This window comes from Micromonospora sp. NBC_00898, assembly GCF_045207895.1.
Taxonomy (GTDB): Bacteria; Actinomycetota; Actinomycetes; order Mycobacteriales; family Micromonosporaceae; genus Micromonospora.
On the sequence record NZ_CP108775.1, the window covers coordinates 2,899,566 to 2,925,086 of the forward strand.

The 25,521-nt window shown below is 71.0% G+C and carries 14 protein-coding genes; 6 read left to right on the forward strand and 8 right to left on the reverse strand.

The features are described 5' to 3' along the window. Window positions 1-92 precede the first annotated feature (92 nt). The gene (locus OG799_RS14235; protein ID WP_406045504.1) at window positions 93-4,211 is read left to right on the forward strand and encodes a SpoIIE family protein phosphatase; all 4,119 of its coding nucleotides are present in this window, start codon (window positions 93-95) and stop codon (window positions 4,209-4,211) included. Between the two features lie 124 nt (window positions 4,212-4,335). Next, on the forward strand, window positions 4,336-5,055 hold the full coding sequence (locus tag OG799_RS14240) for an HD domain-containing protein (protein WP_406045505.1): 720 nt from the start codon (window positions 4,336-4,338) through the stop codon (window positions 5,053-5,055). A gap of 148 nt (window positions 5,056-5,203) precedes the next feature. On the opposite strand, the gene OG799_RS14245 is transcribed toward OG799_RS14240, so the two are convergent. Next, window positions 5,204-8,116: a M36 family metallopeptidase gene (locus OG799_RS14245; protein WP_406045506.1), complete on the reverse strand. Its 2,913-nt coding sequence runs from the start codon at window positions 8,114-8,116 to the stop codon at window positions 5,204-5,206. Between the two features lie 376 nt (window positions 8,117-8,492). Between OG799_RS14245 and OG799_RS14250 the strand changes: the two genes are divergently transcribed. Continuing rightward, a complete protein-coding gene (locus tag OG799_RS14250; protein ID WP_406045507.1) occupies window positions 8,493-9,305 on the forward strand; it encodes a hypothetical protein in 813 nt (270 codons plus the stop codon). Window positions 9,306-9,372: 67 nt separating this feature from the next. On the opposite strand, the gene OG799_RS14255 is transcribed toward OG799_RS14250, so the two are convergent. The 7 genes from OG799_RS14255 to OG799_RS14285 form a co-directional block, all read right to left on the reverse strand. Beyond that, entirely contained in the window at window positions 9,373-11,499 is a 2,127-nt protein-coding gene (locus OG799_RS14255) for a DEAD/DEAH box helicase (RefSeq protein WP_406045508.1), read from the reverse strand. After that, entirely contained in the window at window positions 11,496-12,536 is a 1,041-nt protein-coding gene (locus OG799_RS14260; RefSeq protein WP_406045509.1) for a ParA family protein, read from the reverse strand. Before OG799_RS14260 ends, OG799_RS14255 begins: the two co-directional genes overlap by 4 nt. Further along, window positions 12,533-13,711: an ATP-binding protein gene (locus tag OG799_RS14265; protein ID WP_406045510.1), complete on the reverse strand. Its 1,179-nt coding sequence runs from the start codon at window positions 13,709-13,711 to the stop codon at window positions 12,533-12,535. The genes OG799_RS14260 and OG799_RS14265 overlap by 4 nt, the downstream gene beginning before the upstream one ends. 14 nt (window positions 13,712-13,725) lie before the next feature. Continuing rightward, window positions 13,726-15,039 carry a BREX system ATP-binding protein BrxD gene (gene brxD / locus OG799_RS14270; protein ID WP_406045511.1) on the reverse strand — a complete coding sequence of 438 codons (1,314 nt, stop codon included), beginning with the start codon at window positions 15,037-15,039 and terminating at the stop codon, window positions 13,726-13,728. Beyond that, window positions 15,036-17,786, reverse strand: a complete 2,751-nt coding sequence (gene pglZ / locus OG799_RS14275) for a BREX-2 system phosphatase PglZ (RefSeq protein WP_406045512.1) — start codon at window positions 17,784-17,786, stop codon at window positions 15,036-15,038. Before pglZ ends, brxD begins: the two co-directional genes overlap by 4 nt. Continuing rightward, complete coding sequence (locus tag OG799_RS14280; protein ID WP_406045513.1) at window positions 17,783-21,487, reverse strand: hypothetical protein; 3,705 nt, start codon at window positions 21,485-21,487, stop codon at window positions 17,783-17,785. The genes pglZ and OG799_RS14280 overlap by 4 nt, the downstream gene beginning before the upstream one ends. Window positions 21,488-21,585: 98 nt before the next feature. Continuing rightward, entirely contained in the window at window positions 21,586-22,272 is a 687-nt protein-coding gene (locus OG799_RS14285) for a hypothetical protein (protein WP_406045514.1), read from the reverse strand. 273 nt (window positions 22,273-22,545) lie between these two features. Here OG799_RS14285 and OG799_RS14290 point away from each other — a divergent pair, with 273 nt between their 5' ends. From OG799_RS14290 to OG799_RS14300, 3 genes are all read left to right on the forward strand, one after another. Continuing rightward, a complete protein-coding gene (locus OG799_RS14290; protein WP_406045515.1) occupies window positions 22,546-23,229 on the forward strand; it encodes a hypothetical protein in 684 nt (227 codons plus the stop codon). A 104-nt stretch (window positions 23,230-23,333) separates the two neighbouring features. Next, on the forward strand, window positions 23,334-24,155 hold the full coding sequence (locus tag OG799_RS14295) for a hypothetical protein (protein WP_406045516.1): 822 nt from the start codon (window positions 23,334-23,336) through the stop codon (window positions 24,153-24,155). A gap of 238 nt (window positions 24,156-24,393) precedes the next feature. Continuing rightward, on the forward strand, window positions 24,394-25,311 hold the full coding sequence (locus tag OG799_RS14300; protein ID WP_406045517.1) for a protein NO VEIN domain-containing protein: 918 nt from the start codon (window positions 24,394-24,396) through the stop codon (window positions 25,309-25,311). The last annotated feature ends 210 nt before the right edge of the window (window positions 25,312-25,521 follow it).

Sequence of the window (25,521 nt, forward strand, 5' to 3'; positions counted from 1 at the left end):
CGCGGGCGTGCCGGGAAGAATGGCCCGGGACGGGACGGTGACAGCGCGAACGAGCGCCCAGGCCCGGGACGTGGACGGGACGGGGGCCGGACGTGAGGGGTGCGACAACCGCCAACGAGCTGTTTCCCGGCGACGACCCGACCAGCGCGGCGCACCGGGCGACGGACTGGGCGGCGACCCCGCTGGGGCCCGTCGAGTCGTGGCCGGTCGAGCTGCGCTCCGCGGTCCGCACCGTCATGCCGTCCCGGATCCCGATGCTGCTCTGGTGGAGCCACGAGCTGGTGCAGATCTTCAACGACCCGTACACGAGCGTGCTGGGGGAGAAGTTTCCGGCGGCCGTCGGGCAGCGGGCGGCGGACTGCTGGGCCGAGATCTGGGACATCGTCGGTCCGCTGGCCGAGCGGGCGCTGAGCGGAGAGTCCACCTACTCCCACGATCAGTTGCTCTTCATGCTCCGGCACGGCTTCCTGGAGGAGACCTACTGGACCTTCTCCTACAGCCCGATCGACGACAGCAACGGACGGGTCGGCGGCGTCTTCGTGGCCACCAGCGAGGTGACCGGCCGGGTCGTCGGCGATCGTCGACTGGCGCTGCTGCGGCGCCTCGGTGAACTGTCGATCGCCGAGGCGGACACTGCGACGGACGCCGTCCGGGCGGCCGCCCGGATCCTCGCCGACGGGCCCGCCGATCTCCCCGCCGGCATGTTCTACCTGCGGGAAGACCAGCTGGACGACGTCGACGGCCGGGAGGGCGATGACGTGCGCCTGGTGGCGTCGTTCGGCCTCGTCGAGCCGGCCGCCGCCGGCACCCCGCCGCCCGAGGTCGCGGAGGCGGTCAGGACGGGACGGCCGGTGCGGATCACGGGCCTGGCCGGGACGACCTGGCCAATGGTGCGCACGGACGGCGTCGGGGACTCGGCTCCGGTCGACGAGGTGGTGGCGCTGCCGCTGCTGGCCACCGGGCGCAGCGGGCCGGTCGGGGTGCTGGTCCTCGGGGTCAGCCCCTACCTGCCGTTCGACGAGCCGTACCGGCACTTCCTCGACCTGGTGACCAGCCGGGTCGCCACCGCGCTGACCGACGTGCTGGCGTACGAGGCGCAGCGGCGACGGGCCGCCGCGCTGGCCGAGCTGGACGCGGCCAAGACCGACTTCTTCACCGACGTCAGCCATGAGCTGCGCACCCCGCTGACGCTGATCACCGGCCCGGTGCAGGAGAGCCTGGCCGACGAGCGGGAGCCGCTGCCGCCGGCCCAGCGGGAGCGGCTGGAGCTGGTGCACCGCAATGCGGGCCGGCTGCGCAACCTGGTCAACGACATGCTCGACTTCGCCCGGATCGAGGGCGGTCGGCTGGAGGCGGAGCGGGTGCCCACCGACCTGGCGGCCCTCACCCGGGGCATCGCCGAGTCCTTCGGGTACGCGATGGAGGCGGCCGGCCTGGCCTTCGAGGTGGACGTGCGGCCGCTGCCCCGCACCGGGTACGTGGACCGGGACATGTGGGAGAAGGTCGTGGTCAACCTGCTCTCCAACGCGCTGAAGTACACCCTCGAAGGCAGCGTGCGGCTGCGGTTGGAGGGCGACGAGGAGACCGTCACCCTCTCGGTCAGCGACACCGGCGTCGGCATCCCGGCCGACCAGCAGCCGCTGCTGTTCCGCCGCTTCCACCGGGTACGCGGCGGCGGCGGGCGGTTCCACGAGGGCGCCGGCATCGGGCTGGCCCTGGTCCAGGAGCTGGTCCGGCTGCACGGCGGCGAGGTCGGCGTGCGCTCGGTCGAGGGCGAGGGCTCCACGTTCACCGCGCGGATCCCGTACGGGCGGCCCACCGCCGGCCGGGCGGGCGCGGAGGAGGCCGGGCCCGGGGCGTACGGTGAGCAGGCCCTGCGCTGGGTGCCGGAGGCGCTGACGGGCCCGGCGGCGACCGACCGGGCCGGCGGCCAGGCCCCGCCGGCGGACGCCCCGACCGTGCTGGTGGTGGAGGACAACCGGGACCTGCGGACGTTCCTGGTCGGCCTGCTGGCGCCCAGCTACCGGGTGCTCGCGGCGGCGGACGGCCGGGCGGCGCTGGACCTGGTCGCGACCGAGCCGCCGGACCTGGTCCTCACCGACGTGATGATGCCGCGGATGGACGGCTTCGCCCTGCTGGCCGCGCTGCGCGAGGACCGGCGCACGGCCGGCGTGCCGGTCATCCTGCTCTCCGCCCGGGCCGGCGACGAGGCCGCGGTGGAGGGGCTGCGGGCCGGCGCGGACGACTACCTGCCCAAGCCGTTCTCCTCGCTCGAACTGCTCGCCCGGGTCCGGGCGCACCTGGAGCTGTCCCAGCTGCGCAACCGGGAGGCGACCTGGCGCAGCGCCCTGATCGACTCGTTGCAGGACGCCTTCGTCGTCTACGACGCCAGCTTCACCCTCGTCGAGGCCAACCACGCCTTCTGCCGGCTGCTCGGCCTCGACCGGCTGGAACTGCCGGCGCCCGCCCCGCATTCGTGGTGGCCGGACCCGGAGACCGAGCCGGCGGAGTGGCGCGGGTTCGAGGCGTCGGCGCGGGAGATGCGGACCGCCGACGGCGGCCGGGCGACCGTGCCGCTGCGGCACGCGGACGGGCACCGGATCTGGGTGGAGGCGGTCTACAACGCGCTCCGGGAGCCGGTCACCGGGCGGCGGCTGCACGTGGCCACCATGCGCGATGTCACCGCCGAGGTGCGCGCCGCCGCCCGGCAGGCCACGGTGGCCGCGCTGGCCACCCGGCTGGCCAGCGCCAGCGACATCACCGAGGTACTCGAAGGTGGCCTCGCCGAGCTGGGCGAGCTGCTCGGCGGGGCGCGCGGGGTGGCGGTCAGCCCCGACCCGGCCGGAACACCGGTGGTGGTCCGCGCCGGGCTGGAGCTGACCCCGGAGATCCGGCGGATCCTCGACGCGACCGGACCGGAGGCCGACCCGTACCTGGCCCGGGACGACGCCGGGCGGGTGACGGCCGTCGGGGCCGGGATCGGGGTGGGCGTCGGCACGGGCGGGATCTGGCTGGAGCCGGACGAGCCCCGGCAAATGCCGGCGGTGGACGGGCCGCTGATCCGCCAGCTCTGCGTGGCGCTGGCCCAGGCGCTGGTCCGGGCCCACGCCTACGAGACGCAGCGGGCCGTGGCGCTGGCCATGCAGCGGGCCATGCTCGGGCCGACCGACCTGCCGGCCGGCTTCGCGGTCCGCTACGAGCCGGCGGTCCGCCCGCTGGAGGTCGGCGGCGACTGGTACGACGTGGTGCCGCTCCCCGGCGACCTGGTCGGCGTGGTGGTCGGCGACTGCGTCGGGCGGGGGCTGTCGGCGGCCACGGTGATGGGTCAGCTGCGCAGCGCCTGCCGGGCCATGCTGCTCCAGGCCAAGAGCCCGGCCGAGGTGCTCTCCGCGCTGGACGGCTTCGCCCGGCTGATCCCCGGCGGCGCCTGCACCACGCTCTTCTGCGCGATCATCAACCGCGTCCGGGGCGAGGTGCGCTACTCCTCCGCCGGCCATCCGCCGGGCATCCTCATGCACCGGGACGGCGGCACCGAGCTGCTGGCCGGGGCGCTTTCGGTGCCGCTGGCCAGCGTGGCGGTCGACCGGCGTCCGGAGACGGTCGCCCGGGTGCGGCCCGGCTCGACGCTGCTGCTCTACACCGACGGCCTGGTGGAGCGGCGCCGGGAGCTGATCGACGCGGGCATCTCCCGGGCGGTGGACGTGCTCGCCGCTGGTCGGGACAGCTCCGAGGGTGAGCTGGTCGACCGGCTGGTCCGCGACCTGCTGCCGGCCTCCGGCAGCGACGACGCCGCCGTGCTGGTCTACCGGCACCGGGCGCCGACGGTCTTCACCGCCGAGGTGCCCGCGGACCCGGCCCAGCTCGCCCCCACCCGGGAGCGGCTGCGGGCCTGGCTGCACGACCTCGGCGTGGGCGAGTGGGACGTCGAGACGGTGCTGATCGCCACCGGCGAGGCGTGCGCGAACGCGATCGAGCACGGCTACCGTTTCACCCCCGGCGCGATCACCACCGTCCGGGCAGAGCTGCGCGGGGACCGGCTGGAGATCGAGGTACGCGATCGCGGCGGCTGGCGGGCGAGCGAGCGGGACGACGGCGCGGACCGGGGTCGGGGACGGCTGATCATGGCGCGGGTGATGGACGAGGCGACCATCGTCGGCACGCCCGAGGGAACGACGGTCCGCCTGGTGAAACGGCTCTCCGGCGGGTCCTGAGGGCCGGCCACCTGCGCGATCGCCGGCCCGGCCCCTCGGACGGGCCGGCGGGGGCGTGTCCAGCTCCCGTCGCAAGGCCGACGCCGGGGCACGGCGGACGGTGAAGATCAGCTATAAGTGACGCATGGACTTCCCGGCGTACCTGGCCACCATGCCGATGCACGCGATCACCGAGATCCACGGCGAACCGGGGTTGCTGGAGCGGTTCCGGCTGGAGATCCGGGCGTTCGACGCCGCCGCCCGGCAGCGGCTCACCGAGGCGCTCGACCTGGCCGCCGAGCTGCACCGCGACGACCGGCGGGTACGCGAGCCCTACCTCAACCACCTGCTGCGGGTGGCGATCCGGATGATGCACCACTACCAGGTGCGTGACGTCGACGTGATCGTCGCCGGCCTGCTGCACGACGCCGTGGAGGACCACCCGGCGGAGCTGGCCGGCCCCGACGCGTCCGGTGACCCGAGCCAGGCGGCGCTGGCCGCGCTGGCCGCGCGGTTCGGCCCGCGCGTCGCCCGCCTGGTCGCCGCGGTCACCAACCCGGCGTACGACCCGGAGCGGGACCGGCACGTCCAGTACCGGGAGCACGTGGCGGCCAGCCTGGACCGGGAGCCCTGGGCCCGGGTGATCAAGATGTCCGACTTCACCGACAACGGCGTCGGCGTGATCCACACGGTGGGGCCGAAGGTGGCCCGCTCCGCGGCCAAGTACCGCCCCCTGGTGCCGGTCTTCCGGGACCTGATCGCCCGGCCGGACACGCCGCTGTCCGCGCCGGTGAAGCGGCACATCTTCGCCCAGCTCGACCTGGCCGAGGAGCGGTTCAGCGCCATCCTCGACCAGGCGAACTGACCGATTCGGCGCGGGCACTCAGCCGAGTAGGCGCTCTCACCTGGCGCCTCGGTGCCCGCCCGCGGCGCGACGTCGTCGAATCAGCCGCGACGACCGGGGCCGGTGCGGGTGGGCGGCGGACCCGCCCACCCGCACCCGGGTCGGTCGCCTACTGGGCGAACGCCTGGAACTCCGCGATCCGGACGTTGTTCGCCTGGACGCTGGCGGTCGCGCAGTCGGTCGCCGCCCGCGGGTCGGCGTCCTGCTCACCGGCGTAGTCCGGCGCCCCGGTGCACTGGTTCGTCACCACCTCGACGCGCAGGTGGGTCGCCTTCGTCCGGGGGATGTCGAACGACCGGATGATCAGCTCCGGTGCCCGGGGCCGGGGCGCCACCGACGGGAAGGCGTCCGCCGGGCTGGTGTAGACGGTGTGGAAGTCGGCGGCGTCGGCACAGGTGACCGCGCCGTCGGCCGTGCACGCCAGCACCCGGAACTGCCGCAGCGCCGAGAACCGGCTCTGCGTACCGGCGTCCGGGTCGCCGGTGACCGGCGGCCGGAGCATCGCGCTGACCTGCACCCGGCGTACCTGCCGGACGTCGCCGGCCAGGTCGACGGTGACCTGCCGGCCGGCGACCGGGCTGCCCAGCGAGGCCCAGTTGGTGGCCTCGTCGTCGTCGGCGATCCGGGCCAGGTTGACCCCGTCGCCGCTGACCGTCGCCCCGGCCGTGGTGGAGGCCAGGTTGAGGCGTACCTGGACCGGCAGGTCGCGGACCTGACCGGCCGGCACGGTGACCGGACCGACCCGGACGTGCCCGTGCCCGGGCGCGCGGACCACGAACTCGTACGTACCGGGAACCAGCCGCACCTGGTCGGTGAGCGGGGTGGCCGGGTCGGTGTCGGCGACCGGCACCGCCCGCGCCTGGTAACGGCCCACGTACAGCTGCGCCCCCGCGACGACCGCGTCGTCGTCGACCGGCTTGAACGTCAGGGTGGCCTCGTCCGCGTACGGGGAGGTGAAGCCCGGCGTCGGGTTGACGTCGCCGTTGCCGACGCTGGCCGCGGCCTCGCCGAGGCCGCGGGCGGCGAAGGCGTTCCAGAGCAGGTCCTGGTTCGCCCCGCCGAAGCGGATCCGGTTGGCGGCGAGCATCGCATCCCGGGCGTCGACCATGCTCACCTGGCTGACGGCCATCAGCAGGAACGAGTCGAAGACGAGCTGGATCCAGCGCCGGTTGCCCGGGCAGGCGGTGACCGGCGTCGCGCCATTGGCGCAGGACTTCTGCAGCGCCGCGTCGCCCGCGCCGTACCGGCGCATCATCGCGGCCCGGATGTCGGCGTTGGTGGCGCTCCACACCTCCCCGGAGGCGTGCACCTGCAGGCCGACGAAGTCGTAGTCGATCGCGCTGTAGTTGAGCGGGCTGGCGCTCATGTTGTAGTTGCGGATGCCGGCGTCCGGGTCGCCGGTGGTGTACTCGCCGATGGTGAACCCGCGCCGGCCGGGCGCGGCGTACCCGTGCTCGTACAGGTACTCCATGGCGAGCTGGTCCGACCAGCTCTCGCTCATTCCCTGCGGGGAGCTGACCCCGGCGTTCGGGCCGGCGATCATGCGGTTGCTGATGGCGTGGCCGTACTCGTGGGCGATGACCGACATGTCGAAGTCGCCGTCCACGCAGGGCGCGTAGAACGAGCCGGCGATCGGCTGCCACAGGTACATGTTGGTGATCGGCGCGACCCCGTCGGCCGGGGTGATCTGGTTGGCGTTGTCCCGGGCGGCGAAGTTCGGGGGGCCGCCGCTGATCCCGCCAGCCTGGGCGTTGCCCTGCTCGGCGTCGGTGCCGAGCCCGCCGCGGCCGAAGTTGTCCCGCTGCAGGTTCCAGGTCGCCTCGGTGAAGCCCAGGTGGTACGACCAGTCGTGCATCCGGTTGTGCATCCCGAACAGGTTGGCCCGGGCGGCGTCGATGTCGTTGGCCTGCGGCGAGGTGAAGGTGTCCGGGCTGCACTTCTGCTCGTACCACTGGTTCGCCCAGGGGTAGGCGTAGTTGCGGTCCGGCCGCGGCGTGGCCGTCTCGGTGCCCACGCTGAACGGGTCGTTGCTGTTCCAGTTCTGCACCGCGATCGAGTTGTTGCCCTTGGTCGTCTGGGTGGACGCACCGGTCGCCGGGTCGACGTCCCAGGGCAGCGGCGAGGCGGCGGTGCCGACGACCTCGTCGCACCCGGCACCGGCCTGGACGCACCAGCGCACCCGGGTGTCGGTCGACGAGTGGTCGACGGACGGGGAGTTCGGGAAGACCTCCCACTGCGGGTTGTCCGCGTCGTGGTCGACCAGGTCCTCGCGGACCAGCACGGCGCCGTCCCGGGCGTCCACGTAGGTGGAGAAGGCGGCCGGGTCGGCCCCGCTGAGGTCCGCGCCGAGGATCACCTCGTACGCGGCCCGCGCGCCCCGGTCGGCGGTCGGCACCGCGACCAGCGAGGTACGCAGGATCTTCGGGTCGGTGAGGCCGGCGTCGGCGGCCGCCGCCCGCTGCGCCTGCTCGGCGGTGAGCGTGGCCGGTGCCGGCGCGCCGCCGTCCCGGGCGAGGGAGGAGCTGACGTGCCACACCGCGCCGTCGCGGACACCGACCGCGAGGACGCCGTCCACCGCGGCCGGCAACTCACCGAAGCGCTGACGGAACAGGACGGTGGCGCCGTCACCCATCGGGGCGACGGTCAGCTGCTCCAGGGCGTCGGCGCCGCTGGCGGTCAGCCCCAGCACGTCGCGGTTGGCGGCCACGTAGGCCCTGGCCGCGGCGGCCGGGTCGGCGGCCAGCCCGGTGGCGAGCGGCCTGTCGGTGGCGGCGAGGGTGGCGGGGGTGCCGAAGGTGCTCCAGCGGGCCCGCGCGCCGAGCGCGGCGGCGCGGTCGCGCTGCCGGTCGGTCGGGGCGATCCGCCCCTGGCGGTTGTCCTTGGTCTTGGTGTCGTGGCGGTCGCCCGGCAGGTCGCCGGGGCGGGCCTGGGTGGGGATCTGTTCCCGGGGTGCCGCCTGGCTGCCAGCTCCTGCAGTCAGGACCAGCCCGGCCGCGAGTAGCAGCGCGGTGGTCCCCGTCAACGCACGGGATGGTGTGCGCACGGTCCCTCCTGTCGTCGAACGGCGATGTCCGTCCTGCCATCCGACCAGCTCACAGTGGACCTGTGGATGGGCCGAACATCCACACATGCGCCGAGGTCGATGGCCAACTGAAGCGATGAAAGGTCATTTTGTCGGAATATCCGGATGCCACCGCGCGGCACCGACAACCGTGGCGGACAAATCGGTCAGGCAATGGCTACCGTGAGGCATGGACGGCGGTCTGGCAGCGCCCACCGAGGACGGGGACGAAGCGCCTGCGCGCGGCTCCCCCGGCCGGGGGCCGGCCCCGTCGTCACCCGAGGTGGAAGAGCCGAACGGTCGAAGTGGAGCGGGTCCGCGCGGAGCGGACAGCGACATGACCGACGCCTCCGGCGCCCGGTCCAGGTCCAGGTCCCAGGACTTTCGGCAGCACCTGGTCCAGGTGGCACTGGCGCTCTGGCGACGGGCCGCCCCGCTCCGCCGGAAGGCGAAGGAGCGCTGGCGGCGCATAATCGACGCCTTCCAGGAGACGGCACCCGTCTCGGGGGCGACCTGGGCCCCCGCGGCCCCCGCCGGCCCGCTGATCGAACGACTGGACGCGCCGGCGCCGATCCGGGTGTCGGGTCAGGGTCGGACGTTCAACTTCCACATCCACGCCCGGTGCGTCTGGTCATCAGAGGACCTCCGCCGGGAGGCGCTGGTCAGCCACGCGCACTACTACATGGCGGACGTCATCCGGAGGCTGACGCCGCTCGCCGCCCAGCACGCCGCCAACTTCGCCGCGCACCGGGCCGCGGAACTGGAGGTCGCCCTGGAGCGGGCGTTGTCGGAGGCCGGCCCGTGGCGCTACCGGCGGGGTGACACGGTGTTCACGTGTGAGCCCCACGTCTTGGTGGACGTCGACGAACGTGTACGCAAGGTCGTCCTGCCGTACTGGGAAGAGTTGGTCAAGCTCGACTGCGAGTTCGACGTGGACCTGCGGCGGGCCGAGTACGCCGACCGGCTAGGTCGACAGCGGGCGCCCAGCGACGAGAACCTCACCGATGGCGCCGCCGCCGGCGCCGCCGCCCCGACGACCAGTGAGAACCTGGCCGACGAAATGCGGCCGGTGGTGGCGGAGCTGAGGGCTACCGCCCAGCGACTCGAAGACCTGCTCAGCCGGACGCCGCGCGACGGCGACACGATCTAGCGTTGGCGGGAGCCGACGGAGGCATCAAGCATGCGCTGGCCGTACGTCACGTCGCCGATCGCGAATCTCAGAGATAGGCGAACCTGACCGGTTCCCGGAGGACACCAGCGGCCCCCTCGATGTCAGCCAGCCGGGCGGCGAGGGTCGCTGTGGCCAGGCGCTGAGGGAGTGCGTCGCTGAACTTGAGCCCGGCGAGCGCCTTCTCGGAGACGTCCGGCAGGCAGATCCGTTCCGCCGCGTCCGCCGTCGCCGCCCGCCACATCTCCCGGTCGAGGTCCGGACGCAGCCGGATGCTCGCGTCGTCGTAGCGCTGCGTCGGGTCGGCCAGCTCTCCCAAGGTGGCGATCAGGGTGGCGTTGGCGCGGAAGCCCGCCCAGGTCCACCAGCGCACCTCGCCGTCCTTGTCGCGAACCACCACCGGGCCGCCGGGATGCACCGTGGCGGTGGCGTCGTCGCGGAGCGCGGCCAGTCTCGTGGTCGCCCGAGCGGTGAGCGCGACGGGAGGGTCCGCGCCGACCAGCACGTCGCGCATCGCCCGGACCATCCGGTGCGACAGCCCCTGCGGCGAGCCACCGGTCATCCAGAGCGCCTTCCCACCGCCGTCCGCCGGCTCGACGAAACAGCGCCGCCGCTTCCAGTCGATGTAGGTGACCCGCCAACTCCGCCCGGCCAGCAGGAGCAGACGAGGGCCCTCCACCTTCGCCGTCAACAGCGCCGGGTCGGTACGGCCGATCTCGGTACGCCCCGACAGCACGGTGAACTGCGGCGGAGCGGTGAAGACGGCGAGCATGTCCATGAAGTGCCGGCGACCGAACCGCAGCTCGGCCTCCGGACCGATGAACAGCATGCCGGAGTCCGAGTCGAGGTACCCCTGTTCGACGAGGTGCCGCACGATGACGTCGGCGCTCTTGTCGAATGGCGCCAGGCCGTTCCACTCCTCCGGCCACAACTGATCACCGACCCGGTGCTGCTGGAGCGTGAGCGCCAGCACCTGCTGGGCGACGATGTGGCGCGGCTCGGGCGGTGGGACGACGGCTTCGACCCACCCCTCGCTCCAGAGCTTGAGCAGACCCGCCGCATGCAGCAGGCCGTCGCCGTCCAACGCCAGGAAGAGACAGTTCCGGCTGCTGCCGGGTCGCCGGCCGGTCCGGCCGATCCGCTGCAGGAAGGCGGCGACGCTGCGCGGGGCGTCGATCTGGATGACCCGGTCGAGGTCGCCGACGTCGATGCCCAGCTCCAGGGTGCTGGTGGCCACGATGACGCAGTCACGTTCCTGCGCGAACGCTTCCTCGGCCCGGCGCCGCTCGTCGACGGAGAGCGACGCGTGGGAGAGGAAGGTCTTCACCTCCAGCGCCCGCAGCTTCTGGCCGAGTTCCTCGACCAGGGCTCGGGAGTCGCAGAACACCAGCCGCTTCTCGCCCCGGTGCAGCGCCGCGATCACCTTCGCCGCGTTGTGCACCGATCCCACGTAATCCAGCTCCACCTCGCCGGGCGGTGGGGCGGCGGGCACCGGTGAGGTGACCGTGACGGCCAGATCGGGTGCGACCACCCGCGCGGGTCGCTGTCCTCGCCCGGAACCCTGCAACCAGCTCAGCAACTCGTCGGGGTTGCCCACCGTCGCGGAAAGCCCGATCCGCTGGACGGGCCGACCCGCCACCCGGCTGAGCCGTTCCAGCACCGCCAGCAGGTGCCACCCTCGGTCGTCGCCGGCGAAGGCGTGCACCTCGTCCACCACGATCGTCCGCAGGTGCCGGAAGAACTCGTCGTGGTCGACGGTGGCGCTGACCAGCATCGACTCCAACGACTCGGGAGTGGTCAGCAGGACGTCCGGCCGTTCCCGGAGGATGGTTCGACGGCGACCCATGGTCACGTCGCCGTGCCACAGTGCCGCCCGCCGCCCCAACCACCCGGTGTAGTTCTCCACCCGGGGAAGCAGGTTGTTGAGCAGTGCCTTCAGCGGGCAGACGTAGAGCACGGACGTGCCGGACCAGTTCTCCTGCGCCATCCGGGACAGCAGGGGAAACATGGCCGCTTCGGTCTTGCCACCGGCGGTCGGCGCGAGCAGCAGCGCGTCGTCGCCGTCGAGCAGCGGCTGCACGGCCGCCTCCTGCAGGGGCCGCAGTGCCGGCCACTGAAGCGAGTTCACCACGTGGTGCAGGACGACGGGGTGCAGCAGTTCGGCGCCGTTCATCATTTGTCGGTCGGTACGCCGGCAAGCCTGCGCAGCAACTCTTCGCTCAGTGCCCTGAAGTCCTGGTAGCAGCGCTGCACAAGGGTTTGGGTGCTGCCCAGCGCGCCGTCCGCCGACCGGAGATCGAACATCGGCTTGCGGGCATCGTGCGCCAGAGGCATCAGACTCTGATAGTTACGAAGCGTGGCTATCTCGTACGTCCGCCCAATGTCCGCCGCGTCCGGACGGTCCAGTACGGCGGTGGCGAAGACGTTGGGGATCCGGTCGAGCCACCGCTGGTAGGCACGAACAGGCCGATCCAGACGCATGGTCGGCTGCATGATGACGTAGCCCAGAGGCGTCATCGTGCCCTGCGGTGCAGCGATGGAGGGCGGTACATTGGGCAGCACCACGTCACTCCAGATCGCGCGCCAACTCCGCAACGTCGGACCCAGGTTCTTGAGCCCTCGCAGTGAGAAGAGATCCGCCGCGAGGGGCATGAGCACTGTGTCAGCCGCCAACAGCGCAGCCCGGTTAATGGCGCCGAGGTTGGGGCCGACGTCGACCAGGACGATTTCCGCGTCGACCTCCTCGGCCGCCTGACGGATGATTCGATGAAATGCGGTCGTTACCCGGATCGCGGCCGGGTCCTTGGTGAAACCGCGTGGCCATGCGTCGGACAGTCGATCCTCGAAGGCGCTCAGGTCCAGATCACCTGGCACAAGCCAGAGATCCTGCGTGATGGTCACCGGCCGGACGTCCTCGATATCGCCGACGCCCTCCATGATTGGCCGGATGGCGGTGACTACTGTCCCAAGCCCCTGCTCTAAGGGGGACCATAGCCGGTGTTGGTGAGGTCCGCCCCAGGCAGGCGTAGCCGGTTCGTTCCAGAGCTCACCGAGGGCATCTTCATCGAGAAAGGCTGCCGTCAGATTCGACTGCGGGTCCAGGTCGACCGCGAGCACGCGGTGGCCAAGCCGCTGGAGCATATGGGCCAGATGATAGGTGAGCGTGGTCTTGCCGACGCCGCCCTTGTTGTTGAACAGCGCGACGGAGATCATGATGCACTCCTCAACGTCACGGTCCAGGACGCGTCGTCAACCAGGAAATCAGGCGACGGGTTACCGTTGCGGTCCAGCGACGCCCTGATCCGGCCGATCCCCCGGCCGAACTGATTGACGTATCCGAGCGATTTCATCGCTGCGGCCAGGGATGGGTTGCGATAGTCGTTGACCCGGTCGAAGTTGTCCGCCCGCACCTGGCCGAACGGTCCGCCGGGGTTGGTCACCTCGATCCGGTCGTCAAACCAGGCAATCCGTACGGGGGCGTTCGACGACTCATAGTTGCGGTGCATGAGGGCGTTCATGCACACCTCCCGGAGCGCCTCGAACGGGTAGTTCGGGCGCGACTCCTCGCGGAAGCCGCTCACCTCGACGAGGCGGGTCCGCAGATGCCCCTTGACCAGGGCTTCCAACCGCTCGGCCGCGTTGATGACGTTGAGCCGAAGTTCCTGCTCGTCCAGGACCGAGCCACCGACATCCGCGCCCTCGTAACGCACGAACTGCACATAGGCACCGGGGATCCGGCTTGTCGGATCGACCCCGACAAGCAGGAGGCCAAGAACGGTCGGCGTGCCGTCCAGGTCGGCGAGACGAAGGGAGGCAAGCTGCTGTTCGGTCGAGCGATGATTTTCCTCCAGCACGGAGGAAGCCACAGCCTGGCGGAGATACTCGGTGCGAAACAGATCGATATCAAGGTCCCCGAGTGTGCTCCCGGTAGCCGGCCTGACATCGAAAGGCACTTCGAAAGATCGGCGCCGTTCGGACAGCACCCGCTCGTCGTCGCGGTTCGCACGTCGGGTAGAGGGGCCCGGCCGGACGTACACCACGTTCTCGAACCGCACCGGCGGCGTGTGGGACGCGTTCACCCGTACCCGGATGACCTGCTCCCCCTGGTAGACCCCGGCGGTCGCTACCATCGACGGCCGGTCGAGGATCAGGCCCTGGTCACGATACTCAGTGATCTTCAAGAGCGCGGCGTCGGAGGTGTCGATGCCACCGACCGGCCGACCCTTGTCGTCGACCCCGATGAGCAGATCACCGCCGCCCTGGCCGGTCAGGTCGTTGGCGAGGGCGCAGATCGCCTTACGAATGGCGTTCCGGTCCGTCGCCTCCCGCTTGAACTCGAGGGCAGCGGTCTCCTGGATGCCGAGGAGCAAGGCGAGGTCGGTGCTCATGATCTGATTCTTTCCTACAGGTCGAGTGAAATCTCGTCAGCCCTGGTCGCGTTGCGCTCGATTTCAGTCATCTCGTTCGCAGCAAGCGTGAGCGCGTAGTCCCGCCGCGGGTCGAATGCCGGGAACTGGTCGACCCGGTCGAGCACCTCCCCCACCAGCTTCTTGAGGAACAGCCGTGGCGCCACGCCAACCTTGCCGCCCAGCCCGCCGGCGACCGCCCGGGCCAGATCCCCCAGGTACGCGTCGTCGACCAGGGCCCGCACCCGGTCGGGGGCAGCGGACCCGTCGGCGTAGAGATCCCGTACCCGGCCGCCGAGTTCGACCAGCGAGTCGACCGTGAATCCGGCAAGCCGGATCTGCACCGCCCGAGGGTTGTCGAAGCGCGGGTCGGTGGTGAAGTCCACCGCGAGCCGCTGGGCGAGTGGTGCGAGCCGCTGCACGCCCTGCGGCCCCTCGTAGAAGGCGGGCGTGCCGGTGATGACGAGATAGAGCCCGGGAAAGCGGCCGGAGTGCACCTCGTCGATGAGTTGGCGCAGCGCGTTGAGCGCCTTGTCCCGGGCATCGGAGCGGACCCGCTGCAGCGTCTCCACCTCGTCGAGCACCAGCAGCAGACCCGGGTGGCCGCTGTCGCGCAGCACCGCCAGCAGGCCCTGCAGGAAGCTCAGCGCGGCGAAGTGGTCGAGGTCGCCGCGTACGCCGGCGACCCGGCGGGCGGAGGCGGCGACGTGCGGTTGGCCGCCGAGCCAGGCCAGCACGGCGTCGGCGGTGGCGGGATCACCGGCGGTGGTGGCCGCGCGGTAGCCGCGCAGCGCGGCGGCGAAGGCTGGTGCGCTGCGGCTGACCGCGGTGAGCCGCTGGTCGAGCAGCGCGGTGACGGCCCGGTCGAGGGCTTCCGCGTCGTCGGGACTGACCTCCCCGGCAGCGAGGACGTCCTCCTCCAGGGCGTAGAACCAGCCGTCCACCACGGGTCGGATGGCGCTGGGCGGGAACGTCGAGGTGGTCAGCCGCTCGGTGAGCCGCCGGTAGACGGTCTCCAGCTTGTGCAGCGGCGTCTCATTCTCCGAGATCTGCACCTCGGCGGTCGCGAGGTTGGCTTGTTTGGCCCGTTCGGCGATCCAACGGGCGAAGAACGTCTTACCGGAGCCGTATTCACCGCGGACGGCCTTGAATACCGAGCCACCGGCGGCGACCGTGTCGAGGTCCTCGCCGACGGCCGTGACGAACCGGCCGAGGCCGACGGCGAAGAGGTCCAGCCCGGCGGAGGGCACCGCGCCCCGGCGCAGCGCGTCGATGACCTCCCGCCGTCGGGCCGGACTGACGCTGCTCACGAGGCCGCTCCGGGCAGCTGGAACTGCTCCCGGAGCAGCGCGATGTCCAGCCGGGCGGACCGGGAGTTGTCGATCAACGACAGCACCGCATAGTTGTCCACGTTGAAGATCCGCTGGAGCGTCCTGACGAACCCGACCGCACGGCCCGGCATTTCGCCGGCCCGCTGCGCCAGCACGGCCACGGCCAGCACGCCCTTGGCCTCCACCAGGGCTCGGAGCGCGGCCTCGATCTTCTTGAGCTCTACGCGACGCGGGGTCAGACCGTGCTGGGCCTTGAAGAGCTCGGTGTCCAGCAGCGCGGTGACCAGGTCACCGCCGGTTGGGGCGGGAGCGGGAGCGGACACCGGCGCCGCCTCCGGTACGTCGAAGAGCGCGTCTCCGGCGACGACGGGCGCTTTGCGGCGCGACTTCGGTGCCGGGGGCGCCGACGGAGGCACAGCCGCCACGACGGGGACCGGCGCTTCCGCCTGCCACCAGTCGGGCTGGCGTGCCTCCACCGGCATCCAGCCGGTCGGAATGTCGGTCACGTTCGGCAGCAGGAAGGCCAGCAGCGGGATGGTCACCTCGGCCAGCGACGCACCGCCGTGATAGCCCGCCTTGCTGGGGCGGTATCGCAGCAGCGGGTCCCAGAGGGCGATGATCCGGTTTCCCGGTGCCACCACTCGCGGACCGCTCAGCTCGACCTCTCCGGGGCCCGCCGGGCCGCGTCCGGTGCGGTGTCGGGCGGAGGCGGCGTCGGTCGCCTTGACCAGCTCGCCACCGCGCTCCAGCACGTGCCCGTGGTCGCTGGTGATGACGACCGCCCGCCCGTTGGACCGGGCGAGGTCGAGCAGGCTGCGCAGGAACCCGACGTCGCCGAGCTGCCATCCCGGTTCGTCACCTTCGCGACCGTGGGCGAGCGAGTCGTCGACGGTGTTGATGACGACGGCCACCAGGTACGTCCGGTCGGACATCGCGGCGGCGAGATCCGCGGCGAGGACCTCGCCGGCCCCGCCGCGAGCGGGTCCCTTGTGGAAGATCCGGGCTCCCTTGCCCCACCGGCCCTCGGCGAAGATCCGCTTTTCGTTCTCCTGGGTGCCGCTGCGCAGGGCGCCGGCGAAGAGCGACGTCCGCGAGACGGCAGTCAGGGTGGGCAGCGCGGCCGCCACGCCGCGCCGACGGCCGGGGCCGGAGCCGGAGCCGGCGATCGGGTCGTACTCGACCCAGTGCTGGGTGAGCTCGTCGGCGAGTTCGACGGCGACGGCAGCGCTCATCCCGTCGAGCACGACGAGCAGCACGGGCCGGTCGGCGCGGACCAGCGGGTCGATGACGCGCGGGAGGACGTTCTCGACGGTGAGCAGTTCGCCGTCATTGCCGGGGCCGGCGGTGGCCCAGGCGGCGAGCCGGTTCGCGAACGCGCTGTCGAGGTCCCGGCGCCGCCGCTGCACCCGCTCGTGGATTTCCCGGAACGCCTGCTGCAGTCGCGGGTGGACGTCCTCGCCGGCCCAGGCGTGGTTGAGCGCGAGGTCGACCCAGCCCCATTCGGCGATCTGCCGGTCCACGCCGTCGGCGACGCTGACGGGCGGGGTCACCTCGGCGCCGAGCCAGCGGACGAGCCGGTGGGCCATCCGGATCCGGCGGATCCGTCCGGCTTCCGCATCGGCCAGCCGATGGCCGGCCAGACTCTCGACCGCCGCATCGAGCGCCGGGTCCCCCGGCTTGCCCAGCCCACCCAGCAGCGCCTCGGCGGCGGCGCTGATCCGCTGGGTGAAGCCGGTACGCAGGATCGGGCTGTGTCCTGCGCTGCCGACGGCGCCGAACTGGATCAGCAGTTCCTCGGCCCGGTCCAGAACGGCCTGGCCCTGCCGGTGGACACCTGGCTCCCGGGCCGCCAGCAGCGCGCCGACCACCTGCACCGCGGCGTCGGCGAACCCACGGAGCGTGGTGTCGTCGTTGAGGTTGCCGAAGTACTGGTCGATGCGCCCCTGCGCCCGTACCGCCTCGGCGGTGTCGGTGGTCCAGAGCGCGTCGCAGACCAGACCGAGCGGAAGCGCGTCGGCGCCATGCCCGGCGGCGATGAGCGCGAAGAGCGCCTTGGCGGGCCGCCCGAACTGCTCGATGAGCCACCCGGCCAGGCCGTCGCGCTCCCCCTCCCGGAGCAGCCCGAACGCCTCGACCGCTCCCGGCTCGGCACTCCACCGCAGCAGCGTTGTCACGTCCAGGTCGTCGGGGCTGTCACCTCGGCGGTCGAGACCGAGGCGTACGGCGGCGAGGTGCCGCAGCGCCACGTCGCGGGTGAGCACGGCGGTGGTGAGCTTCGGCCAACCGGCGGGCGGCATCGCGTCGAGCAGCGCCTCACCGGCCCAGCTTTCCCGCTCGAGGGCGCTGTCGGGCAGTTGCGCACCGAAGGCGTCCACGACCAGGTCCCACGGCTCGACGGTGATCACCCGCTGCCGGAAGATCCGGCTCCGCACCCCGTGCCCGAGGCTGGACTCCGGGATGTCGGTGAGCAGGACCAGCACCTCGTCGCCGCGGTCGGCGGCGAGGTGCTCCCAGATGGCCAGCGGCGACACGCACGGCACGACCCGGGCCGGGCGCCCGCCGGGCAGCAGCATCGCCGGGTCGTGCGGCCAGGACGGCTCGGCGCGCACGACCATCACCGGGTACGCGTCACCGTTGCGGTGCCGGTCGAGCTGCTGCGTCACCTTCTGCCGCAGCGCCACCGGGTTGATCCGCAGCGCCTGGGACGGCGCGGGTGCCTGAGTCACGGCACGATTCTCCAGGTCACCTCGAGGGTGGCGTCGGGATGGTCAGCGGCGAAGGCCCGCAGGTCTTTCACCGCGTCGTCGAGGGCCTTCACCGGAACGCGCTTCTTTCCGTCAACCCGGGGCAGCGGAGGGGGCGGAGGCGGGGGTGGAGGCGTTGGGCCCGGTCCGACGACGCGACGTATAAGCCTGATCGCGTCAGCCTGAAGGCGCTGCAGAGCCGGAGCGAGTGGCGCGGTCAATTCGTCAGCCTGAGCCACTCGGCGGAGTTCGGCAAGGATCGTCGCCGCTTCCGCCGCGTGCGGCTCCTTCAGGCCAGCGATCGTCTCGAAGTTATCCCATGCCGCGGCTGCGAGCGCCGCAGATACCTGCACGGCACTACTGATGCTCTTACCGGTCCGGTCGGCCGGGCCGGCGAGTTCGGCGCGTGCGAGCCGTTCGACGGCCTCCACCGCCGACCGTCCGTTGGCCAGCGCCTCCAGCAGGTCGGCGGCGGCGCGGGCGGTGGCCAGCCGTCCGCTGCCGGACTCCTTGTCGATTCCGAGCCAGGTGGCGTGCTGGTCCAGACGGGCGACCAGCCCGTGAGCGGCTTCCCGATGGCGGTTCGCATGGGTTGTCAGGTCGCGGCCGAACAGCGCCACCAGCCGGCCCCGCCGCAGGTCGAGCGGCTGGACGCCGAAGATGGCCGCGGAGCGGGCCCGCGCCGCCTGCCAATCCTCCTCGCTGGGCAGCCGCTCCTCGCGGAGCGTGTGATCCGCGGTGATCTTCCCCAGCTCGGGGGCCGGGATCACCTCGCTGCCGTGGAAGTAGAAGGCGCGGTCGGTCTGCTCGGCGAACGTCGCGACGACGAGCTGCGCGACCATCGGATCGAGGCCGCGCGGACTCGGATCGTCGATCCAGCGGAGCAGGTCGCCAACCCGCAGCTCACCCGTGATGCCCTCGCTGGACGCCTTGCGCTGGAAGTGCTGGACCCACTCCCCCTCGATGACGAAGGCCGCCTCGTGCATGGTGCCCAGGCCGAGCGGGTTGGCGATCCGGCGCACGGTCTGCCGGTGCGTACGGTCGACCTCGACGCGTCCCTCGGGCGACTCGACGGCCCGGCGGACGTGGTCGAGCACCACCTTGACGTCCGCGAGCCGGATCGGGTCGCCCTTGCGGTCGGGGTCGAAGTCCGGGTGGGCCGGGTACTGCTGGCTGAGCATCTGGTCGCCGATGCTGCGCAGCGCGTCGTTGAAGGTGGCGCCCATCGGCAGTTTCGGCTCGAGCGCCCGGGTCAGCGACTGGAGGTGGTCATCGAAACCGAGCACGACGTCGGTGGCCAGCTTGCCGGCCAGCCCGTACGCCTGGCGGAGCACGGCCTGCATCTTTGCGAGCAACGCACTGCGCTGGTTGGTCAGCGCGCCGTGTGCGCGGCGCCGGTCGTCCGGGTTGAGGTGCTCGGCGTGGCTGTCGAAGCGCTGCCCCTCGAGCAGCTTGTCGATGATGACGAGCTTGCCCAGCTCAGTGAGGCGCTCCACGGTGAGCGCGGCGGGGATCCAGCAGACCGTGCGGGAGGTGGTCCGGCTGATCAGGTCCTGGACCCGCTGCCGGTCGTCCGCGGGGCCGTGGCTGCCGTCGTCGAACGGATAGTCGATGATCATCCGCCAGCCGGTCGGGTCGTTCGGGTGGAACGCCTCGTCCCGGATGTCGTTGACGTCGCGCACGTTGCCGTAGACCAGCTCGACGACGCGGCGGCTGCCCCGCCAGCTCAGCCCGGCCTCGGCGAAGAACGAGTCGCTCCACGGCACCCCGAGCTGCTGCCAGAGCAGCCGCTGGACGATGTGCTTGCGGGCACCCTCGTTGTCGTAGTGCTTGGCGGTGGCGAGGACGCTGTCGACGTCCACGCCGACCAGCTCCAGCGAGACGATCGGGTCGTCGCCCTCGCCGATGCGGATCTCGGCGAACCGGCCGGCCCAGTCGGTGAGCTTGCGGTTGACCTGGGCAACCTCACCGCCGGGGATCGGGCTGGTGATGCTGCCGTGGTTGAGCGCGGAGAGCCGCCGGGCGGTCAGGTTCCGCAAGGCCGGCACGCTGGGCGCGAGCGCGGCGAGCAGCAGCGTCTTCACCAGCCGGTCATCGCCGGTGAAGGCGCGGACCCGCCCGGCCACGTCGCCCGGCAGCGCGGTGCCCCGACGGGCGGCCTCCAGGTCGTCGTCGGTGAGGTCGTACTGGCCGAGCAGGTAGGGGCGCAGCTTCAGGTCGTAGAGCTTCTGGGCCATCTCGAACTCGGCCTTGAGCTTCTCGGTGAACGGCTGGTCGCCGCCGCTGCTGATCACGTCGTAGAGGTCGCCGAGCGGAACGAGCTGGCCGAGGCGCAGTGTGTCGCGGCGGTCGACCAGGAGCTGGCGCATCAGCTTCAGCGCGGTCCGGGAGCGCTGCAGCGCGCTGGAGACGTGCACGAGGGTGGAGAGGAAGGCCGGGCTGAACGGGTACGTCGACCGGAAGGCGTCGATGTCGGCGCCGCTGCCCGAGTCGGTGCCGAGCAGGGTGTCGAACACCTCCCGCCGTACCTTGGTGGTGGCGTCGAAGGCCTTGCCGATCGCCGCGGCGGCCGTGGTGTCGCGGGGTTTGAGCAGCCGGCGGCGGGCGATCTCGGGGAGGTTGCGGTCCTCCAGCTTGATCACGTCGAACCGGCCGCTGGCCAGGTTGAGGGTGTCCTGGTAGCTCAGCTCGTTGGCGCCGGTGACCTCCTCGCCGACGAGTTCGCGCAGGTCACGCTGGCGGGCAATGAAGCTGACCACCGGGATCGGCCGGCGGGTGTCGCCGCCCTCGACGAAGTTGGTGATCTTTTGGATCTCGCGGGAGACGAACTGCTGGTCGCCGATCGAGTTGGCCAGCCAGAGGATCAGCTCGTCGAGGAAGAGGATCAGGCCGTGATAGCCGAGCTCCTTGGCGTGCCGGCTGATCTCGGTCAGGCCCCGGTCGAGCGAGACGAACGCCTCGGCGTCCTCCCGGGCGTTGCTGAAGAAGCCGACGTTCCAGCTGGTCAGCAGGTCGTTGACCAGCTTGCGTCGCAGCTCGTCGGAGTACGCGCCGGCGAACGCCTGGTTCAGCCGCTCCGACGTCCAGAAGGTCTCGCTCTCACCCCACTCGTCCTCGACGTCTCCGCCGGGCAGCCCGTCGATGAACTGAGCATCGCCGATCTTCTCGCGCAGCGAGGCGGCCTGCTCAAGCAGCGCGTCGGTGCGGTGCACCGCCGGGATGGGGGCGTCGGGGTGCAGCGCGCGTACCCGGTCGACGTAGCCACCGAGGACCCGCTGCTCCAGCGAGCGGGCGTCGAGCAGGTGGTACGGGATGAGGAGGAACTTGCGGCCGTCCAGCCAGACGCTGTGCTTGGCGACCAGCGGGGCCAGCTCGTCGCGGCCACGGGCGGCCGCCTCACCGCGCAGCAGCGCGTGCAGCACGGCCATGAAGTGCGACTTGCCGGAGCCGAAGGAGCCGTGCAGGTAGGCGGCCTTGGAGGCGTGCCCCTCGACCGCGGAGCGGATCAGCCCGAGCGCCTCGTCGAAGTTGCCGAGCAGCCGGTCCGTGACGACGTAGTCGCGGAGGGTGGCATCGGCGTCGGCGACACTGTCGGCGAGCTTGAGCACGAAGTCACTCGTGCTCGTGCGCTCCGGGATCTCGATGTAGTCCCGGAGCAGCGGCGCAGGGGTGGGCGAAGACATGCTGCATACCGTACCGATCGCCCTGGCCCCTGCGTTGCCCGCTGGTCGCGGGTCGCGACAGCTTCCCGGAGTCGCCCCGGAACGTCAGGACGGGCGTATCACCGTATCCCGCGTTCGTGTCGCCAGATCTCGTGATCTAGCGAGGTCGGCGACACGTCGAGGAGTTCAGCGGCCGTCTCCACCAGACAAACGGCAGCGTCCGGAGCGATGCTCGCCTGCTGCAGTGCGCGGGCGACGAATCGGCGGATCATCCGGTCCGGCTTCACGCCGGGCAGGCGGGCCAGCATGAGCAGGTAGCGCCACGAGATGCCCGAGCCCTGCCCCGGCACCGCCCGCCAGACGCTCTTCACCCGGGCCTCGTCCGCGCCGGTCGCGGCGGCGCGCAGGTCCTCGCAGGTCTCGATCCCGGCCTCGTGCAGTGCCACGGCCGCCCGATACACCGCCTCGGCCTTCAGCACCGCGGCCGGATGCGTCGACACCCGCTGCCGATTGTTCACCTGCGTCGCGAACTGCTCCGGCCCTCCGACCTGCTTGTAGTGCTGAAGCAGGTCGGAGACCCCGTCCCGACCCGGGTCCCCGCCTTCCTCGCGCCGTGATGTCCGAAAGCAGTCGACGACGTTCTCGACTGCCCTGTACCGAACACCCATGGACCAGATGGAGTCGATGACGCACAGTGCCAGGCTGCCGGGGTAGCCCGGCGGCGCCGGCCGCCAGGTCGAGGGAGGGCCGAGCACCTCTCGCACACAGGCAGCCAGTCGCTCGGCGTCGGCCGCCGCGTAGTCCACTCTGTCCATGCCTTCTCCTTCTGCCCGCTGTTCGTTATCCCGGTCTCCGCTCCGTAGCGGATTGGATGACAACTCGCGCTCAAGAGAAGGGCATGGGTACGACAACAACGGCCGACGGCCGGCCTGATCGCAGTGCCCGCTCGGTCAGGTGACCTGGCAACCCGGAGAATGTCGGTGCCTGACCCTACGGTGTGAAGACATCCGAGCCCAGGGTCCTGCCGACCCGCCCGGATCGGCTCCCACCTTCGTCGGCGATACCGAGCAAGGAAACCGATGCCCCGAAAGCTGATGTCTCGTTCGATGGCCGTTGTGATGGCGGCGTCTCTCGCACTTACCGGCTGTGGCGCCGAATCCCCGCGCCCGGAACCAGCCGCATCGGGAGCGTCCGCACCGACCACAGCGCCGGCCCCCGAGCCCTCGCCTGCCGCACCGACGTACAAGATCCTCGGCAAGGCCGCACTCACGAAGGCGCTACTGCCGCTCAACGCCATTCCGACCGGTTACAGCGAAGATGAGTCCGACAGCTCGGATAGCTCCGACAAGACCTTCTGCAACTACCGACAGCCGTACGTCGCCAAGGTCAAGGTCTCGAAGTCGTACCAGAAGGGTGGCGGATTGAGCGCCCAGCTGATCCTGGTCAGCCTGCGGCAGTACGCCAGCCCCGCGCAGGCGAAGGCGTCCTTCGACAAGATGGCGAAGACCCTCGAGACCTGCCGCAAGGACACATCCGATGGTCAGAAGGTCAGCTACGCCCTGATGAACCTTCCCGATGTCGGCGAGAAGAGCCTTGGCGTACGCATCGAACTGCAGGGCGGTACCGCGCTGCAAGGCTTCGCCCTCGTCGGACCGACCCTCGTCACCACCGGCACCGCTGGCGTGATGAGCGCGGATGCAGACGTGGTGGCTGATCTGCTCGGCAAGCAGGTGGACAGGTATTCCACCGCAGCCGCTGGGTAGTTCGATTCTCGCCTGGCCGGCGTCGAGGCGTCCCACCTCGGTATCCCGCCCGGCGTACCGCCGCCCCATTGCCTGCTATGGGGCGGCATCGATACCGTCGAAGGATGACGGTGGACCTGTCGGCGCTCCCGGAAGACGAGTGCGCCCTGTTCAACGCACTGCCCACGGACGGGTCAGCGGTCAGCAATCCGTCACTCCGTCAGTATCTGAAGTGGAACAGAAATCGATACTTCCTGGCGCGTGACGGGCTCGTCGATAAGGGCCTGGTCGTCCGGGGCCGAGGCCGGGGCGGGGTGGTCCGCCGCTCTCATCCCGAGCCATCGGCCGACGCTGACCGGGTCGCCGTCGTCGTCCAGCGCGGCACGCCGGACACCGAGACGATCGAAGCGGTCATCACCAACGAGCTAGAGCTGTACGGGCCGATGCGGGGGGTGATCGAGCACGGCTGGGCGCAGGAGCATCGCCAGGACCTGCTCGCGGTGGAGATCACCGCTCTGGGCGGCGGCCGACCTGACGGCATCTGGACGCGGCCGGACATCACGACGGTCGAGGTGCGGACGTTCGAGTACGTGCCCGGAAAGCATCTCGACGTGAACACCTTCGAGGTCAAGTCACCGAGCGCGGTCAACGTTCAGGCGGTTTATGAGGCGCTGGCCCATCGTCGCGCGGCGACCCGCTCGTACGTGCTGTTCTACATCCCGCCGGAGAAGGCTTCGGTGCTCAAGCATGACGTCGAGGAGGTGGCGACGGCGGCCCGGATGCACGGCATCGGGGTGGTGACAGCCGGCAATCCATACGACTATGACACCTGGGAAGAGCTCGAAGAGGCCCAGCGGATCGCACCGGACCCCGAGAAGCTGAACGACTTCATCGGCACCCAACTCAGTGAGGCCACCCGCAGCCTGATCTCGCGCCGACTCAGGTAATGCCGACTCAGCCAATGCTGTTGAGGCCTACGCCTTCGTAACACGAGGCTTTGCTCTGGCAGGACATACGGCACCCCCCCATGCTGCTGCAGAAGTCCCGAAGCCAGAGAGCCTGGACCGATCCGGTGATGAAGCGTGCCCACAGCCTTAGGAGGATGGGTCAATGAGAGTCGGAGACGCGACATCCAGCGAGGTTCTTGAGGCAGCTCAGCACCGGGGCCGGAACGTGAATCGCCTGGTGACGGTGGAGAACCTGGGCGCCTGGATGCTGAAGTGCAACCCCGAGGTCTGGGATCTGGCAGCCTTCATCGAGCACGGTGGGGAGACCATGGACCGATGGTCGGTCGTCGCGAACTACCGCAGTGCGCTCATGGCCGAAGGGCAGCAGGTTCTGTTCTGGGTGACCGGGCCGGGCCGGGCCTATCCAGGACCCGGGTTGTGGGGGCGGGGGACCGTCCTCGGGCCAGCTGGCTACATCGACATCGTGCACGAGGACCGGGGGTACTGGCGCGACGAGCACCAACGGCGGCAGGCCAAACACTTCGTGCCTGTTGACATCCAACTCTTCGACAAGCCGATTCCCCGCGAGACGCTGAAGGGCAATCGCCGGTTGGTTGATCTGGAAGTATTCCGGCAGCCGCAGATGGGCAACCCGCTGGCCGTTACCAAGACCGAACTCGCCATACTGGACAAGCTCCTGCCTCCTCGCCCGCAGAAGATCACGGTGACAGCCTCCGGCGCGGGCTTCGGCAACCCGAGCACCAATGCTCTGGTGGAAGCAGCGGGGATGAAGGCGGTGACGAAGCACTACAAGCGCGCCGGCTGGCGTGTGCAGGACGTGAGCAAGCAGAACGAGGGCTGGGACCTGACCTGTACATCCCCGGACGGAGATGTACACCGGGTCGAGGTCAAAGGGGTCAGCGGCCTGGCCCCGAAGGTGCTGCTGACCCGCAACGAGGAGCGCTCCGCGCGGGAGGACCCGGGTTGGCGGCTCGCCGTCGTCACCAAGGCGCTGGTCGAGCCGACCCTGCAGTTCTTCGGCAAGGACGCCGCCCTTAGGGCCGCCACGCCCTTCGTGTTCGAAGTTGATCTACGCCAGTCACGACCGATCACCCCCAACCAGCGGCAGACGAGAGACGAGTGGCGGACCGTCTGAGTCGGGCCGAGACAAGACCGGAAAGGTAGGGACTTGTCAAAGTACAACACACTGCGCGACCTACTGCGGGGGCAGACCCGCGAGATGCAGTACACCCTCGCTGAGCTGGCGGCCGTCGTACCCGGCGGCCTACCAGTGTCCGCATACCGATACGAGGCCTGGTGGTCGAACGGCGACCGCACACACGTGCAGTGCTGGGCATGGAGGGAC

Excerpts from the sequence above, each read along its gene's own strand:
- OG799_RS14240 (WP_406045505.1), top strand. The coding sequence starts at position 4,336 with ATGGACTTCCCGGCGTACCTGGCCACCATGCCGATGCACGCGATCACC.
- OG799_RS14250 (WP_406045507.1), top strand. The coding sequence starts at position 8,493 with ATGACCGACGCCTCCGGCGCCCGGTCCAGGTCCAGGTCCCAGGACTTT.
- OG799_RS14255 (WP_406045508.1), bottom strand. The coding sequence starts at position 11,499 with ATGATGAACGGCGCCGAACTGCTGCACCCCGTCGTCCTGCACCACGTG.
- OG799_RS14260 (WP_406045509.1), bottom strand. The coding sequence starts at position 12,536 with ATGATCTCCGTCGCGCTGTTCAACAACAAGGGCGGCGTCGGCAAGACC.
- OG799_RS14265 (WP_406045510.1), bottom strand. The coding sequence starts at position 13,711 with ATGAGCACCGACCTCGCCTTGCTCCTCGGCATCCAGGAGACCGCTGCC.
- OG799_RS14280 (WP_406045513.1), bottom strand. The coding sequence starts at position 21,487 with ATGTCTTCGCCCACCCCTGCGCCGCTGCTCCGGGACTACATCGAGATC.
- OG799_RS14290 (WP_406045515.1), top strand. The coding sequence starts at position 22,546 with ATGCCCCGAAAGCTGATGTCTCGTTCGATGGCCGTTGTGATGGCGGCG.
- OG799_RS14295 (WP_406045516.1), top strand. The coding sequence starts at position 23,334 with ATGACGGTGGACCTGTCGGCGCTCCCGGAAGACGAGTGCGCCCTGTTC.